This is a genomic window from Pseudarthrobacter defluvii (assembly GCF_030323865.1).
Lineage (GTDB): Bacteria > Actinomycetota > Actinomycetes > Actinomycetales > Micrococcaceae > Arthrobacter > Arthrobacter sedimenti.
Map to the genome: position 1 here is coordinate 46,802 of NZ_CP066364.1, position 15,266 is coordinate 62,067.

The 15,266-nt window shown below is 62.7% G+C and carries 16 protein-coding genes and 3 pseudogenes; 11 read left to right on the forward strand and 8 right to left on the reverse strand.

What is annotated here, in order from left to right; genetic code table 11:
• Positions 1-192: 192 nt before the first annotated feature.
• The 9 genes from JCQ34_RS20700 (at position 193) to JCQ34_RS20740 (ending at position 6,866) form a co-directional block, all read left to right on the forward strand.
• Positions 193-342, forward strand: coding sequence for a hypothetical protein (locus tag JCQ34_RS20700; protein ID WP_157894436.1), 150 nt, complete (start codon positions 193-195; stop codon positions 340-342).
• Between the two features lie 60 nt (positions 343-402).
• A complete protein-coding gene (locus JCQ34_RS20705; RefSeq protein WP_047040723.1) occupies positions 403-1,269 on the forward strand; it encodes an aldo/keto reductase in 867 nt (288 codons plus the stop codon).
• Between the two features lie 157 nt (positions 1,270-1,426).
• Positions 1,427-2,890, forward strand: a complete 1,464-nt coding sequence (locus JCQ34_RS20710; RefSeq protein WP_286404956.1) for an aromatic ring-hydroxylating dioxygenase subunit alpha — start codon at positions 1,427-1,429, stop codon at positions 2,888-2,890.
• Positions 2,891-2,898: 8 nt separating this feature from the next.
• Positions 2,899-3,498 (forward strand): 3-phenylpropionate/cinnamic acid dioxygenase subunit beta, encoded by a 600-nt coding sequence (locus JCQ34_RS20715; RefSeq protein WP_095795377.1) that lies wholly within the window; start codon positions 2,899-2,901, stop codon positions 3,496-3,498.
• Positions 3,495-3,827 carry a hypothetical protein gene (locus JCQ34_RS20720; protein ID WP_047040740.1) on the forward strand — a complete coding sequence of 111 codons (333 nt, stop codon included), beginning with the start codon at positions 3,495-3,497 and terminating at the stop codon, positions 3,825-3,827. Before JCQ34_RS20715 ends, JCQ34_RS20720 begins: the two co-directional genes overlap by 4 nt.
• An 18-nt stretch (positions 3,828-3,845) precedes the next feature.
• Complete coding sequence (locus JCQ34_RS20725) at positions 3,846-4,040, forward strand: ferredoxin (RefSeq protein WP_264963630.1); 195 nt, start codon at positions 3,846-3,848, stop codon at positions 4,038-4,040.
• Positions 4,040-5,272, forward strand: coding sequence for an NAD(P)/FAD-dependent oxidoreductase (locus tag JCQ34_RS20730; RefSeq protein ID WP_264963629.1), 1,233 nt, complete (start codon positions 4,040-4,042; stop codon positions 5,270-5,272). The genes JCQ34_RS20725 and JCQ34_RS20730 overlap by 1 nt, the downstream gene beginning before the upstream one ends.
• A complete protein-coding gene (locus JCQ34_RS20735) occupies positions 5,272-6,018 on the forward strand; it encodes a class II aldolase/adducin family protein (protein ID WP_047040748.1) in 747 nt (248 codons plus the stop codon). Before JCQ34_RS20730 ends, JCQ34_RS20735 begins: the two co-directional genes overlap by 1 nt.
• Positions 6,019-6,074: 56 nt before the next feature.
• Positions 6,075-6,866, forward strand: coding sequence for an IclR family transcriptional regulator (locus JCQ34_RS20740; protein WP_047040750.1), 792 nt, complete (start codon positions 6,075-6,077; stop codon positions 6,864-6,866).
• A gap of 22 nt (positions 6,867-6,888) precedes the next feature.
• Here JCQ34_RS20740 and JCQ34_RS20745 read toward each other — a convergent pair.
• From JCQ34_RS20745 to JCQ34_RS20760, 4 genes and pseudogenes are all read right to left on the reverse strand, one after another.
• Positions 6,889-8,206 (reverse strand): annotated as a pseudogene (locus JCQ34_RS20745) (ISL3 family transposase).
• Positions 8,207-8,320: 114 nt separating this feature from the next.
• Entirely contained in the window at positions 8,321-8,743 is a 423-nt protein-coding gene (locus JCQ34_RS20750) for a hypothetical protein (RefSeq protein ID WP_156525812.1), read from the reverse strand.
• The gene (locus tag JCQ34_RS20755; RefSeq protein WP_047040755.1) at positions 8,740-8,958 is read right to left on the reverse strand and encodes a hypothetical protein; all 219 of its coding nucleotides are present in this window, start codon (positions 8,956-8,958) and stop codon (positions 8,740-8,742) included. The genes JCQ34_RS20750 and JCQ34_RS20755 overlap by 4 nt, the downstream gene beginning before the upstream one ends.
• A gap of 94 nt (positions 8,959-9,052) precedes the next feature.
• On the reverse strand, positions 9,053-9,430 hold the full coding sequence (locus JCQ34_RS20760; RefSeq protein ID WP_047040757.1) for a hypothetical protein: 378 nt from the start codon (positions 9,428-9,430) through the stop codon (positions 9,053-9,055).
• 333 nt (positions 9,431-9,763) lie between these two features.
• On the opposite strand from JCQ34_RS20760, the pseudogene JCQ34_RS21140 reads away from it, so the two are divergent.
• Positions 9,764-9,945, forward strand: a pseudogene (locus tag JCQ34_RS21140) (IS30 family transposase); the annotation flags it as partial.
• 75 nt (positions 9,946-10,020) lie between these two features.
• Here JCQ34_RS21140 and JCQ34_RS20765 read toward each other — a convergent pair.
• Positions 10,021-10,347, reverse strand: a pseudogene (locus JCQ34_RS20765) (transposase); the annotation flags it as partial.
• Positions 10,348-11,160: 813 nt separating this feature from the next.
• Entirely contained in the window at positions 11,161-12,072 is a 912-nt protein-coding gene (locus tag JCQ34_RS20770) for an alpha/beta fold hydrolase (protein ID WP_286404958.1), read from the reverse strand.
• Between the two features lie 569 nt (positions 12,073-12,641).
• Between JCQ34_RS20770 and JCQ34_RS20775 the strand changes: the two genes are divergently transcribed.
• A protein-coding gene (locus tag JCQ34_RS20775; RefSeq protein ID WP_286404762.1) for an IS3 family transposase occupies positions 12,642-13,804 on the forward strand; the annotation gives its coding sequence in 2 pieces (ribosomal slippage) (positions 12,642-12,920 and positions 12,923-13,804; 1,161 coding nt in all).
• Positions 13,805-13,908: 104 nt separating this feature from the next.
• Here JCQ34_RS20775 and JCQ34_RS20780 read toward each other — a convergent pair.
• Entirely contained in the window at positions 13,909-14,229 is a 321-nt protein-coding gene (locus JCQ34_RS20780) for a hypothetical protein (RefSeq protein ID WP_015062076.1), read from the reverse strand.
• Positions 14,229-14,861 carry an AAA family ATPase gene (locus tag JCQ34_RS20785; protein ID WP_015062035.1) on the reverse strand — a complete coding sequence of 211 codons (633 nt, stop codon included), beginning with the start codon at positions 14,859-14,861 and terminating at the stop codon, positions 14,229-14,231. The genes JCQ34_RS20780 and JCQ34_RS20785 overlap by 1 nt, the downstream gene beginning before the upstream one ends.
• Between the last annotated feature and the right edge of the window lie 405 nt (positions 14,862-15,266).

Genomic DNA, 15,266 nt, shown 5'->3' on the forward strand with positions numbered 1-15,266 from the left:
TCTTCAAAAGGGAGGCGGTCTCCGGGAGGCTTGGCCCTATCCGAAGCTATCTCATGGCGATGCGTTTAATGGCCCCCACTGGCGAGGATTACAGGCCAGACGGCGCTGGGCGGGCGGCTACCACTGCCACACCGGCAGATCTCGCCAGTTCTCTGCTGAACGGAATTAACATCTGGACAGCAGTTATGCGTTGTGCTTCACTTGCTGGATTACGGCGACCGTGCCGAGCTGCCGCATCTGGCCAGTCTGTTCGACATCGACAACAAGTGTGGCGGCGGCGTTGGCTTGCAGGAGGCAAACGCCTACCTTGAGCTGACCGCACCCGTGATGGCCCAAACATAAAGAGCTGAGGCTTCAGCCGTTTAGCAAACTATCGACAGATCCGAAAGACGAGGCCCTCCGATGATAAATGAAACGAGTACGGCTCCGAGACCAGGTGCGACCTCAAGGCTGCCCTTGCTGAACGGACACAGTATGCCGCGGATCGGCCTCGGAACATGGCCGATGCTGGACGCCGAATGCGAGCAAGCCGTCCGCTGTGCCGTGCAGACCGGCTACAGGCTGGTCGACACGGCCGTTCAATACCGCAACGAAGAAGCCGTGGGCCGCGGCATCAGAACCGCCGGCGTCCCGCGGGCGGAACTCTTTATTTCCAGCAAGTTCAACAAGGAGTCCCACAGCGTCGACGGCGTCCGTCGGGCGTACGACGAAAGCCTGCGGAAGCTTAGGGTCGACTATCTGGACATGTTCATGTGCCATTGGCCGGTGCCGGCGCTTGGCGCGTATGCGGAGGCATGGAAAGGCCTTGTAACCCTGTTAGAGGAAGGCGCCGTCAAGGCCATCGGCGTCTCCAACTTCAAGCCGGCCCACCTGAGGAAAATCATCGAAGCGACCGGAGTCGTTCCGGACGTCAACCAGATTCAGCTAAGTCCCGCTCTGGCGCGCACACAACCGCGTGCGGTCCACCGGGAGCTGGGAATCCTCACCCAATCCTGGAGCCCGATCGGCCGTGAATCCGGACTGCGTGCGAACCCCCTTGTGGTGGCCATCGCCGACCGTCTGAACAGGTCACCTGCCCAGGTCCTGCTGCGATGGCACATTCAGCAGGACCTGGTGCCCATCCCGCAGGCTTCGGACCCCGTCTGGTTGAGAGAGAACATCTCTGCGTTCGATTTCACCCTGACCGCCGACGACATGAACGATCTGGCCCGCCTGGATATGGGCGAAACTGCTGCGCGGGACTCAGATGCTGCGGAAAACGGTCACTGAATCCCGGCCAACGGACGCGGTCCGGCGGGGCCTCGGCCACTCGGCCGACTGGGGCTTGACGAACGCCACACTTTAGGTCATTCTCTTTCTAAAAGAAACTATCTCTGATTACCAGAGATGACTGGCGTCTTGCCGGCCCGGACAAGGAGATCCATCAATGACTGACCACAGCGGCGTGATTCAGGATGTACGGCAGGGCATGATCCCTGCACACATTTACAACGACAAAGAGATCTTCGAGCTTGAAAAGGAGCGGGTCTTTGGTCGCAGCTGGCTTTTCGTCGCCCACGAATCCGAGGTGCCCGAAGCTGGCGACTACGTGGTGCGCCGCGTCCTGGAAGACTCATTCATCATTTCCCGTGATGAACATGGAGAAATCCGGGCACTGTTCAACATGTGCCTTCACCGCGGCATGCAGGTCTGCCGCACGGAGATGGGAAACGCTTCCCACTTCCGTTGCCCGTACCACGGGTGGTCCTACCGTAACGACGGCCGCATAGTCGGACTGCCCTTCCACAAAGAGGCATACGGCGGCGAAGAGGGCTTCAAGAAGCAGGGGCAGACGTTGCTGCCTGCTCCTTCCCTGGGCATCTACAACGGCCTTATCTTCGTCAGCCTGGATCCTGACGCAGAGCCGTTGGAGGACTTCCTGGGTGACTTCAAGTTCTACATGGACTACTACACGAAGCAAAGCTCCGGCGGGATTGAACTGCGCGGGCCGCAGCGGTGGCGGGTCAAGGCCAACTGGAAAATCGGAGCCGAAAACTTCGCCGGCGACATGTATCACACCCCCCAGACCCACACCTCCGTCGTCGAAATTGGTTTGTTCCGCGAACCAAAGGCGGAAAAGCGCAAGGACGGGACAACCTATTGGGCCGGCAACGGCGGCGGAACTACCTACAAGCTTCCCGAAGGAAGCCTGGAAGACCGCCTCCGCTACGTGGGCTACCCGGACGAGATGATCGCCCGCATGAAAGAGCAGTGGAGCCAGGAGCAGCTCGACGTCGTGGGCAAGGACGGGTTCATGGTGTCGGCGGCGTCGGTGTTCCCGAACATGAGCTTCGTGCACAACTGGCCACGGGTCGAAGAAGACTCCGATGAAGTGCTCCCGTTCATCTCCATCCGGCAGTGGCAGCCAATCAGTGAAGACGAGACCGAGATCGTATCGTGGTTCGCCGTCGACAAGAACGCGCCCGAAGAGTTTAAGGCACGTTCCTACAAGGCCTATCTCATGTGCTTTGGCAGCGGCGGCATGTTCGAGCAGGACGACGTGGAAAACTGGGTTTCCTTGACCAGCACCGCCGGCGGCCCGATGGCACGGCGCCTGCTGCTGAACAGCCGCATGGGCATGCTGGAAAACGGACAGAACGTCGTCGAACCCCTGACCCCCGAGCAGTACTCCGGCCCCGGCTCGACCCGCGTCGGATACAGCGAATACAACCAGCGTGAACTGCTCCTGCGATGGGCCAACCATCTTGAACGACCGATGGAAAAAGCGGCCCAGGTGCACGTCGGCAGCAATCCGGTGCAGGACTGTCCGTCTGACACCCCGGATTCTTTCCCGGCTCCCGCTGAGCACAACGGGCACGCCCCGGCAATGACCGTTTCGAAGGAGGGCTAGCCGTGGGTATTGAAGCCGTAACCGAACGCAGCAACAAATCTCTCTCGGAGCAGTCGGTGCTGGGAGGGCACGCCCCCCGTACTCAGAGGACGGGTGACTCCCTGCCGTTCAATGATGAACTTCATCTGCAAGCCCACAAGTGGCTTGTCGATGAATCCTATTTGCTCGACGCACAGGAGTACGACGAGTGGCTGAGCCGCCTCACGGACGACGTGCACTATCTCATGCCGGTGAGGGTGACCACTGCCCTCGGGGCCGGTTACAGCACGTCTCCCGGGATGGCGCACATGGATGAAAACAAGTACTCGCTGAGCCGCAGGGCGGCGCGCTTCGCCACGGAACACGCCTGGACCGAAGACCCTCCGTCGCGGCTGCGCCACTACGTCACCAACGTCCGGACGTTCCGTACCGGTAACCCGGATGAGATCATCGTGGATTCGGCGGTCCTGCTGTTCCGCAGCCGGGGCGACGTCCGCGAGGCCGCGACCGTGTCGGCAGGCAGGGAGGATCTGCTGCGCCGCACCGGCTCCGGCTGGCAGCTCGCCCGCCGCACCATCATGGTCGACGAGGCGGTCATCCGGATGCAGAATCTGGCCATATTCCTATGAAACTCGAATGGGAAGGCGAAGAGGAGGACCGCCTTGCCGCCATTCGAGCGGCGGAGGAGCGCGACCGGCTGGAAGCACGGGTCAACGGCGCTCCGATCGTGATCGCCAACGAATTCTCCGAAGTCCAGGTAAGCCGCGTCGAGACGCGGAACGGCTCGCGGCTGATGATCAAGTCCCCGCGCTCCGGCCAGTGGGTGTCCCTGTGCCCCCTGGAGCTGGAAGCCCTCACCTGGCAGGCGCCGGCAACCTTCTCGGCCATGATCGGGCATCCGTTCGGGCCGCTTGTCACCGAGGACGAGCAGCCGCCCCAGAACAAAAACAACATCTAGAGGCCAAGGAGATTGACAATGCCTACCGTAAAAGCAGATCTGCAAGCCTGCCAGGGCTACGCCAACTGCGTCGTTGGGGCAACCGACTACTTTGATCTGGATGACGACGGAATCGTTGTTCTCCTCAGGACCAAAGTTCCCGAGGCCGAGCGTTCCCGTGTCACCGAGGCTGCCCGCAGCTGCCCGGTGTCCGCCCTAGTAGTGGAGGACTGATGAACACGACCACAGTTATCGTCGGCTCCTCAATCGGCGGCGTGCGTGCTGCCCAGTCCCTGCGCCTGGAGGGGTATGAAGGCGACATCGTCCTCGTCGGTGCTGAGACGGAACTCCCGTACGACAAGCCGCCGTTGTCCAAATCCGTCCTCTCCGGCAAAGCAGAGGAGTCGTCCATCCGCCTCCTTACCCGCGAGCAGGCGGAGGAAGCCAGCATCCGGCTGCTGCTCGGGCACGCCGCCACAGGCATCGATGTCGCCGGAAACCTGTTGTACCTCCAGGACCACGAACCCCTACACTTCGACAACCTTGTGATCGCCACGGGCGCATCTGCCCGACCCTCACCCTGGGGCCAACGGCCCGGGATCCACGTGCTCCGTTCCCTGGACGATGCCCGGAAACTGCGCGCCGACCTCCTCAAAGGCGGGGAACTGGCAGTGATCGGCGCCGGTTTCATCGGTGCCGAAGCAGCCGCGACGGCACGTACGCTCGGTCTGGAAGTGACAGTCATCGACCCGATGCCCATACCAATGAGCCGCATCTTCAACGCCGAAATCGGACAGCTGTTTGGAGAACTCCACCGCAACAACGGCGTCACCACGATCTTTGGCACCGGAGTCGAGGCCATTGAGGGCGAGCACGGGTCCTTCAGCGTCAGGCTTACCAACGGCCAGACAGTACAAGCCGCCACCGTTCTCATCGGGATCGGCGCGGTTCCCAACGACGCCTGGCTGGCCTCCTCGGGACTGCTGGTGGACAACGGCGTCGTGCTGGACGAGTTCTGCAGGGCTGTGGACGCCCCGAACGTGTATGGCGTCGGCGACGTGGCGCGCTGGCGGCATCAGAAGCACGGTGCGGACATCCGGATCGAGCACTGGACAAACGCGGTTGAGCAAGCCTCATGCGTCGCCCACAACATCACCCATCCGGACAGTCCCCGCGAGTACACACCGGTTGAATACGTCTGGAGCGACCAGCACGACTGGAAAATCCAGGTCGTCGGTCGCGTGGGAGGCAACGCCGACCATGTCCTCATCGGAGACCCTGAGCTGCACGGTCGGTTCGCAGCGCTCTACACCACCGACGGAGTGGAACTGTACGGTGCCGCGATCGTGAACTGGCCGAAGGCCCTGCTTGCCTGCCGCCGCGGCATGGGATCAGGGATCGGCGTGCAGGAACTGCGCGACAAACTCGAGCTCCTGCTCGAGCCCCGGCCGACGGCGGCACTCTGATGCGGGGAAGTCAGCCGCCGGTGGTCCACGAAGAGCAACGGCAGGCCATCGCAATGGCCTGCCGGGTCCTGGCCGGCCGCGGCCTCGCCGACGGAATCCTCGGCCACATCAGTGCGCGAACGGGGGAGAACGAGCTCTTGGTCCGTTGCAGGGGTCCCAAGGAGCGTGGCCTCGCGCACACCGAAGCCAACGACATCCGGCTGGTCGACCTCGACGGCAATCCCGCCGCCGAAGGCGAGCTCGACAGCGGCTACACGGTCCCCAACGAGCTGCCTCTGCACACCGAGCTGCTGCGGCGGCGCCCGGATATCAACTCCGTTGTGCATGCCCACCCCCCGCAGGTCGTGGCCGCCGACTTGGCAGGGCTCGCCATCCGGCCGATCGTCGGGGCGTTCGACATCCCGGGCACCCGCCTGGCGGCAGACGGAATACCCGTCTACCCCAGAGGAGTGCTCGTGCGAAACCGCGAGCTCGCAGCGGAAATGCTCGACGCCATGGGCGATCGGCCCGTGGTGCTGCTGCGCGGACACGGCCTCACCAGCGCGGCGCCGACGATGGAGCAGGCGGTCCTCCAAGCCATCAGCGTAAACACCTTGGCAGGCCTGTCGCTTCAGATCACAGCAGCCGGAGGGCAGCTGCACGACCTTCCCGGTCCCGACATGGCGGAGCTGCCAGATCTCGGAGGGCCGTTCAACATCGCGACCGCCTGGCGACACGAGCTCGCCCGGCTGAGCGTCAGCCCATGAAGCCGGCCAGCGCGGCAGTGCCGACAGTCCCGCCGACGCTGGGTACGATACAAGGCATGCGATCGACAGAGACAGAAGACGGATCCAAATACGGTCCGCCGCCGCAATACCCCATCGAGTCTGTTGATAACGCCCTGCGGCTGCTCCTGCTGTTCGAAACCCAGCCCAGCATCAGGCTGACCGATGCCAGCACTTACTTGGGCGTGGCGTCGTCGACGGCGCACCGGCTTATGGGCATGCTTCTCTACCGTGGCTTCGTTCGGCAGAACCCGGCGACCCGGGCCTACGAACCTGGGCAGGCGCTGAGCTCGATTGCCTTTGCGATCAGACGGCAGGTGGACATCCGGACACTGGCCCGGCCGGTCCTCGAGCGGATCTTCGAACAAACGGGAGAAACCGTCCACTTCGCCAGGCTTGAGAGGACTGACGTCCAATTCATCGACGCCATCGAAAGCAGGCGAGCGGTCCGCGTCGGTTCCCGCCAGGGCCTCACCTTGCCAGCAAACTGCACTGCGACTGGTAAAGCGATGCTGAGCCTCCTCGGTGAGAAGCAGCTGCGGAATCTGTACCCAGGGCAGGAACTCCCCAAGCTGACTACCAACTCAATTACCTCCAGGTCGGACCTTGAAAGGGAGCTCGACGAAATCCGGCACAGGGGTTACGCAAATAGCCGCGAAGAGAGCGAAGACGGGGTGACATCGGTCGCCGCCGCGGTTGCCGGCCCAAGCGGCACTGTCTACGGAATCAACGTATCTGTGCCGGCCCACCGCATGTCGGAGGAGCTTCGCAGCGACCTCGGGGGCATGCTCCGGGCAGCCGCAGAAGAACTCCAGGGGCGCCTGGTCTAGAAGACTTAAAGCGGCTTCGCGTTTAGGCATGGTTGGTCTGTTTGTTCCGGTAGGGGCGGTGGCCGCCGGCGGCCAGTAGGCATCTGAGTCTGTAGTTGGTGAAGTTGCGGAAGCCGCGGGCGATTCGGCGGGTGGTTTCGATGACGCCATTGATCGCTTTGGTGGGTCCGTTGGAAGCGCCGTGGGTGTCGAAGTAGGCTAGGATCGCTGTCTTCCATTGAGTGTCCGCCCGAGTCGGGCGACTTCCGGGATGGGGAGGTCGGGAATGATGTGATTACTTCGTTGGCGAGTTCCCGGCCCCGCTCCGGGCGGGCGTGGTAGATGTTGCGGAGCTTCTGGTAGCACTGCCAGGCCAGGGTGACTTCGTGGCCGTGATCCCCGGCGCTGAGCTTAGCATCGAGCCGGGCGGCTTGTTTGTCGGTGAGGTGTTCGGCGCCGATCTGCAGGGTTCGACGGATTCCGTAGAGCGGGTCGCCCTTGCGGCCGCGGTGTCCCAGGGTGTCCTGCTGGACCCGGCGGCGGACCTCGTCGATCATGGCCGAGCCGAGCTTCACGACATGGAACGCGTTCAGAACGGCGATGGCTTTGGGCAGCTCGTCACGGATCGCGTTCGCGTAGCCGCGGAACGGATCCAGCGCGGCGGTCTTGATCCCGGCAGTGAACCCTGCGCCGCGTTCTTTGAGCCAGTCCGCATAGGCCTTCCCCGACCGGCCCGGAACCAGGTCAAGCAACCTGGCGTGCACCACCCCCGCGGGGTCGCGGGTGTGGTCCACGATCCCGGTGACCATGCCGGTTCCGGGCGGGCCGGTGTGGGACCAGACATGCTCATCGACCCCGAGCGCATCTACCCCGGTCAGCCGGCCGGTCGATGCGATCCGCCGGGTGGCTTCGATCCTGACCGCGTCCCAGACGGTGTGCCAGGAGACGCCGAGCTGATGGGCCAAGGCGGAGACCGAGGTGTCGAAATGCTGGAGCGCATCGGTCGCCCACCCGGCGGCCCTGGCGGTGAGCTTCGCCCGTGGTCCTGCCAGCGGGTGCTCCTCTGTGAACGTCGTTCTCGGGCAGTCCGGGTCCGGGCACCGCCAGACACGTTTGGCCCACAGCAGCCGCACCGGGCGGCCGAAACAGGGAATGTCATGGAGACGGACCTGGCGGCGTCCATGCCCGACCGCGATGACGCCGCAGTCGGCGCAGCCGGTGACGTTCTCCCCGGTTTCGACGCCCAGAAGCAGGCCGGTACCGGTTGCCGTGACGGAGCTGACGCGGACGCCCTCGACACCGAGCAGCGCATCCGCGCGCGTGCACCAGCGGCCACCGGAACACGACATAGAGTTATTCATGTCAGGGTCTCTTTTGGGTATTGGTTGCTTGGTCGCGACCAATTCAAAGAGGCCCTGACCTCTTTCCTGCCGCACCACGCCGCAGCTGCATGCGGCCACGCCCTGCCCCCGGCGTCAGACGGCCCTCACCCTGCTCATCGTCGAAGGCCCAAGGCGACCGGCTTCCCGGCGAACGCGGCCGCAGGCGCCGGACTCCTCCGGCCGCCAGATTGTGTGCACGCCAACGTCGAGCAACTTCCGCTCACCGACGTCCGTGATGACCCAGACAAATCCGTGTTCCGGAAACGTCATGTCAACCCGCCCGTACCACAATGCCCCGGTTTCATGATCCCTCACAGCGATGCGGTGCCCGCGGGCCAGGGACAGGAAGACTTCGATTTCGCATTCTGTCAGCGACTCTTTCAACCCATTCCTCCCCGGCGCTGCGCCGAGAGCCGCCGTACGCAGGGAACAGCCGGCCTGGCGGGCGGCGGGGCAGACCATGCTAAAAACGCTGCCAGCCGGCGCGCCGGAGAGATCGCTCTGCTGTCCGTTCATCGCAGCCCGCTCCCCCACCTTTCGAGTGTCACACCGCGTGGAACGTCGCTGTCCAGGCGCGCTTCATAGCGGCCCGGGGCGAGGCGGGCCACCGAGATGCCGACGTGTTCAGCCATCGCCGCCGGCTTCAGCAGATCCACCGCTTCATCCAGGGCGGCGTCCAGTTCTTTTCGGGTGTGAACGGCGACGACGAGACAACCGGGTGCTGCGTGCATGGTCAAATCCTTAATCTGAGGGCGGTGATCAGTACTTTGGGACACGCCAAATGTCCCTGGGACGGAACGGAGGAGCGGCAGCCCGCCGGCATGATCAAGCCAGGGCCCAAATCCCGGCGGCCCCGGCGGAACCTAGGGGACCAAGGCTTCCGGCAGAAGAAGGGGCAGGACCGTGGAACGCTGCAGAACGGCGGCGGTTTACCTCCGACAGTCCCATGATGGTGGCTTCAACATCTTCCAGGGATTGCTGAATCCAGGCGAGGGCGGCCAGGTCATCGGAACTGTGGGCCGCGTCGATTGATGACGCCTCTAGGAGCGCAGCCCGGCGGCTGATCCTGCCGGAAAGTTCGAGGATCAACGGCGGAATCATGGCCAGGGATTCACCCCGCGTTAGGTGCGCGAAGGCTTCTTTTCCAGCGCCACGGTGGGTGACGGCGACCGTGAGGGCCAGATCTGAGGAGTTTGTGGTCATGGGTCTGTCCTTCAGGTTGTTCAAAGTCCTGGTCTTTTCGGAGTGCTTCCGGTACGACGGAAGGGGAGTCTCGGGTGGTTCGTCCCGCCGCAGATCGTCCGCGCCGCAGGCACACCGTCCGCCACCGGAATGGGCCTGCGGCACGGACGGTCTGCGGCTCTACAAGCCCGGGCGCACCTCCCGATCGACGCAGCCAAATACGACACGGCAGCTTTCAAGGCCGCGTTCTCCACGGCCCGGTCTTTGGTTTCAACAACACCGACCGTCAGTGCCCCTGCCCGGCCGAGACATCAACCATGCTTAACTGCGAAGGGCCCTTAAAGCGACCCCGTACTGCTCCGGCAGTACTTTCCAAAGGGCACGGACCTGAACGTGTGGAGTTAGACCAGCTCGATGACGTCTGCGACGGACTCAACGACAGGCCCCGAGCATGTCTCAACGACCGCTCGCCACGGGCAGCCATGCAACGATTAGGACACCGGATGCAAACACATCTAATTCGCAACGTTCACTAGAAACCGCCCCGTATATCGGGGGCTGATCCTCGGCGCCAACGCAGCACGGGACCTTCGCAGCAGGGCCTATCGGCACCCCTCCCGGTCCCGCGGAACGTCGATCTGCACCGGGCCTGTCGTCTCCGTCAGCACGGTCTGGGACCGCGTTCCGTTGCGCGAGTTGGCAGTATCCTTCGCCGCCGTGTCGTGCCGTTCATAACCGAGGTGCTCGGTCAGTTCCTCGTCCAGGGCGGTTTCGATGACGGTCTTGGTCAGCTGCTTGAGCAGTCCGTCAGGACCGGCCAGGGACAGCCCCTGCTCCCTCGCCATCCTGACCAGCTCGCGGGCAGCCTCGGCCTCGGATTTCTCTGTCAGTTCGTCAACGGCTTTCGTACTCGGCACAGCCTCAAGTGTTGCGGCCATATCGGGCTCCTTCCCGCCAGGCTTGCCGCCCCGGCGTGTCGAGCCGAATACACCGTTAATTCCCCAGTCCCTGCCCGGGCAGCACGCCGCTGAAGAAGGCGAGGTTCCTGAAGGTCACCGGCGCCGAGAAGATGTCCGCAGCAGCGGTGATCGGCGCGTATCACGACCTGTGGCAGGTTGAGGCGTCCTTCCGCATGACCAAGTCCGATCTGAAGGCCCGGCCAGTGTGAGCCCCGCCCGGCACCGATCTCAGACCCAGAACCGGCCGCAGCCGAGGGCTTCCACGATGGGGACCGCTTCTTCCTCCGCCCCCTCTGGCGGGGCCAGCCAGTGGCCCGTGGAAGGGGGAGCGGAATCAAGGGTAGAATCCACCCCGCGGGAGGACCGCCATGCCCCAATGCGGGCCGCCCTGCGGCTGTCGCCCGCCGAAGGATCCCGCGCTTGTGCGTCATCCGGCGCCTGCGCCGGGCCGGCCCGGCGCGCTGAGCGCAACCGGCACACCAGCCCGGGCAACAATTCCCTCAACCGGGTTCGTCCGGGGAGGACGGAGCCACGGGCGCCGCGATCTCTTTCACGGGCACATCACGCCCAGCCGAAAACCGCCGCTGTCTTCGGCCCCTCTCCCAGAGCCCACCGTGGTCGCCGGAAACCGGACACGAACAGGGGGGCCACTTCAAGAGATACAGGCCAGTTTGTCCGCGATCGCGGTGTTCGACTCGCACGCCGAAGCCAGCAGCACGATCTGGGCGCGCTGCGCCAATCCGGCACGGACTCGAAGACCCCGTCAAGCGGGATAGTTCCCCAGGATCACCATCAACGACGCGTCGCATAGCTGGCGCTGCGACGGCCTGCGTAGTCCGCCAGGATTCGAACGAAGTCCTCGGTTCGCTCCGCGAAGACGTAGTGGCCCGCGGTTCCCAGGATGTGCAGGCTCGTGGTCTCCGAGACGAGGGCGAGCTTCTGGTAGAAGGCGATGCCCAGGTCAACCGGCGCCGAGCGATCGTCGCGGCCCCAGACGACTTCGACGGGAATATTGACCTCGCCGGCGAAGAGGCGAGCGCAGATGTCGTCCTTCGCCGCCTGAAGACTCGGCTCCCAGTATTTCTTCTCAACCATCGGGTAGGTCTTGAGGGCGTTCTGGTGGTTCTCCTTGACGTACTTAGCGGCGGCCGCATTGATTTGTTCCTGCGGCACCGGGGTCACGTACTGCGCACGGAAGAAGGCTCCGCAGATCTCCTCCGGAGACGCGTCCGCCGGAAGCGAACGCGTGATCGCGTCGTAGAACTCAACGTCGCGGAACTTAGGGTCGGTGCCAGCGAGCGTCGCGCTCGACACGATGAAGAGACCTTTGGTCGACTCCGGCATGTCAAGAGCGAGCTTGCTCGCCAGCAGGCCACCGCGCGAGTGCCCGACCAGAATCATGTCCTCGAGTCCCAGAGCGTCGATGAAGCCCCTGGCGTGCTTGACCACCGCATCGAACGTCCACTCGGCATGCGTCGGCGCGAGGTCAGTCTCTCCCTGCCCCAGCTTGTCGAAGGTCACGACGCGGAAGCCCTTGTCGACCAGAGGAGCGATGACGGGAGCCCAACCATCCCCGCCGCCCGGCATGCTCATACCCGAGTGGCCACCGTGGATCAGGAGGATGACCGGACCCTCGCCCTGATCGATATAGCGCGTCCTGATTCCGCCGACGGATATGTAGTTCACGGACAGGTCTGTGTTCAACTCAAGCCTCCTGATCAAAGCAACTGGCTCGCCTATGGGGCGAGTATCTGCCATTTCTGTCACACAGAGAAGCCTTCTGTCAAGAGGGATCCGTGATTCAACGCCGGTGACAAGTTGAACGCCCGCGATCGCCGTCGACATCCCGGTCGTCGGTTGACGCTCGTTGTGCGCCAGCTGCTGATGGGGCCCGCCGAGCCCATCCCGATTGGTACGCCTTGGTTGACGTGAATACACGCCGATACAACAGCAACCACAACCGGCTGGCTGCCAGGCGCCATACCAACATCCGTGCGCCTACTCGACATTGGCTCTCCACGGCTCCACTGGGCCGCCTGGCCAGCGTCAACGCGATCGGGTAGGCGGGCGACCGCCACGAGCTGCGAAGCCCGGATTGAGCGGAACCATTGACGAACGACGAGCGAGTGGATAGCGTACATCAGAATCGCTCTCTACCTACCAGAGGGTAGTGGCCCACAGGCCATCATGCTCCAACTGGAAGGGACTGCTGAAGGTTTGATTGACACTTTGCCTGTGAGGATTTGATCCTTGCGGGTGGAAGGATGTTCCTCATGCCCAAAGCCTTTCCCGAAGAGTTCCGCCGCGATGTCGTGGCGGTTGCCCGCAAGGGCGAAGCGCCCATCACCCAGATCGCCAAGGATTTCGGGGTCTCACCTGCTGCCCTGCACCGCTGGATGAAGATTGCCGACAGAGAAGATGGCGTGCAGTCCGGGGCCGTGTCTGATGACGCCGCGAAGTTGCGGGAGGCCAATAAACGCATCCGGCTCCTGGAGCAGGAAGCTGAAGTCATGCGCCGTGCCGTGGCCTATCTGTCCCGGGACATCAATCCAAAAAAATGATGTACCCGCTGGTCCGCGAGCTGGCTGCCAGGGACGCCCCGATCAGGGTTCCCGTGGCAGTGTCCTGCCGGGTACTGAATTTCTCCAGACAGGCCTACTACCAGTGGGCCGCCAACCCCGTGCCCGCCCGGGACTGGGAAGAAGCCCACCTGATCAACGCCGCCATCGACCACCACCGCGACGATCCTGCCTTCGGCTACCGGTTCATCGCCGATGAGATCAACGCCGGACCCGGCCCTGTGGCCAGTGAACGCCGGATCTGGCGGCTGTGCTCCCAGAACGGCATCCTCTCGGTGATCCACCGCCGGCGCCGCTCAGCGCTCAAGGCCGGCCCTCCGGTCCACGATGACCTCATCGAACGGGACTTCAGCGCCACGGCACCGAACCGGAAATGGCTGACGGACATCACCGAGCACCACACCGGGGAAGGCAAGCTGTACCTGTGCGCGATCAAGGACCTGCATTCGAACCGGATCGTCGGGTACTCCATGGACGGGCGGATGAAAGCGTCTCTGGCCGTTGCCGCGCTGGACCACGCCGTGGCTCTCAGGAAACCGGCCGGCACAGTGGTCCACTCGGACAGAGGGTCCCAGTTCAGATCCAGAAAGTTCGTCCTGGCCCTGAACACCTACGGGCTGAGCGGATCAATGGGACGGGTAGGAGCATGCGGTGACAATGCCGCGATGGAATCGTTCTTCTCCCTGCTGCAAAAGAACGTCCTGAACCGGAAACGATGGGAAACCCGGGCCGAACTCCGGCTCGCCATCACAACCTGGATCGAACGCAGCTACCACCGCAAACGCCGTCAACGCGCCCTCGGCCGGCTGACACCCATCGAGTTTGAGACAATAAAAAACGCGGCCTCAGCCGCGTAAGAAATTATCAACCCCAGCTGTCAACTAAACCTTCAGCAGTCCCCTGTGACTGCTATGAAGTTGCTATCAACTTGATAGCAACTTCATAGATCCAGGTGGCTTACTTACTCGTAACTGTCGCGGACCTGCTCGAGACCGATCCTAAGAGCGCGCAATGCCATCGGATGCTTCTTTCGGCCTTCGAGCTTCGCCACGTCCGCAAGTAAGTCCATGAGTTCACGGTCCTCGTCAAAACGAAGCAACATCGTTCTGGCAGTCCCCTTGTCCCTCGAATCACTAAGTGTGGGCGTGACACTGGGCCTGGCTGGAATTCCGCGCTCAGCGCTGACAGCCGGCGAGGTCAGTAGTGGTTCAGCGGCATTGCCAAACGCCTCGATAGCCTCGTCCCTAGCTTTCTCGGACGCGGACCGCTTCTTGATTGCCACTACCCCATCAACTCCTCTACCAGCCCACGGATTTCCCTCGCCGCCTTAGGGTTCTTCCACTCAACAACTCCGAGCCCCTCCCCCACCACGTCTCGATAAGCCTTGCGCTCATACAGAACGGTTCGCAGTGGTTCGATACTCGGATAGTCGGAAAGGTAATCCCTGGCGTCGCCACTTTCAGATTCGAACGCGTTGGTTGATACCCGTGTAAGAGCCCCTCTGACTCGAAGGGAGGGATTGAAGTCACGGGCAGTTTCAATCAACCTATCGACAGTCGCGAGTGTATCGAGATCAAATTGACTCGATTGCGTCAGGATCAACAACTGGTGGGCCGCAGTCATGGCTGTGCGCATCTCCTTGCTGTCCTTCCCTGCCACATCGACAAGGACAACGTCATAGCTCGTATCCAGTTCACGCAGCGTCTCGTGCAGGCTCCCAAGTTTCTCCACTACAAAGATGCGAGGTTCATGCCCGGCCTCTTCGCGGTCTACTGCCCAACGAGCAGTGGACCGCTGCCGGTCGCCGTCCACGACCGCTATGCGCATCCCCCGCTTCGCCAGCTCAACAGCAAGGTTGGTTACAACCGTGGACTTGCCGACGCCGCCCTTTTCGCTACCCACAACAATGATCATGCCTCCAACCTAATGCCGAGGTTGATAGCAAAAGGCTAGCGACACGCTACCTGTTTGATAGCACTATGAAAGCAGTAGCAAATGGGCCGGATCGAGAGAAGATCCTCGGATAGGGTGATAGCAGTTTCAACTGCTATCACATCACTATCCGATTGATAGCGATGGGCGCTGAGGGACCAGGCCGCCAGCAAGCCCAAGTACTCACCTCCCTGACTGGAGTCATGCGCGTCATATGGAATACTGCTCGCTACTAAATTGCTATTGAATCACTATTGATTTGATAGTGATTGTGAAACTGAGGGGCAGCTGATGACTGCCAAAGGAGCAAGTTTGCTAGCGAAACACTACTTATTCGATAGCACTATGAAAGTAGTATCAGTACGTGGGCGGCGTACCAATGCACAG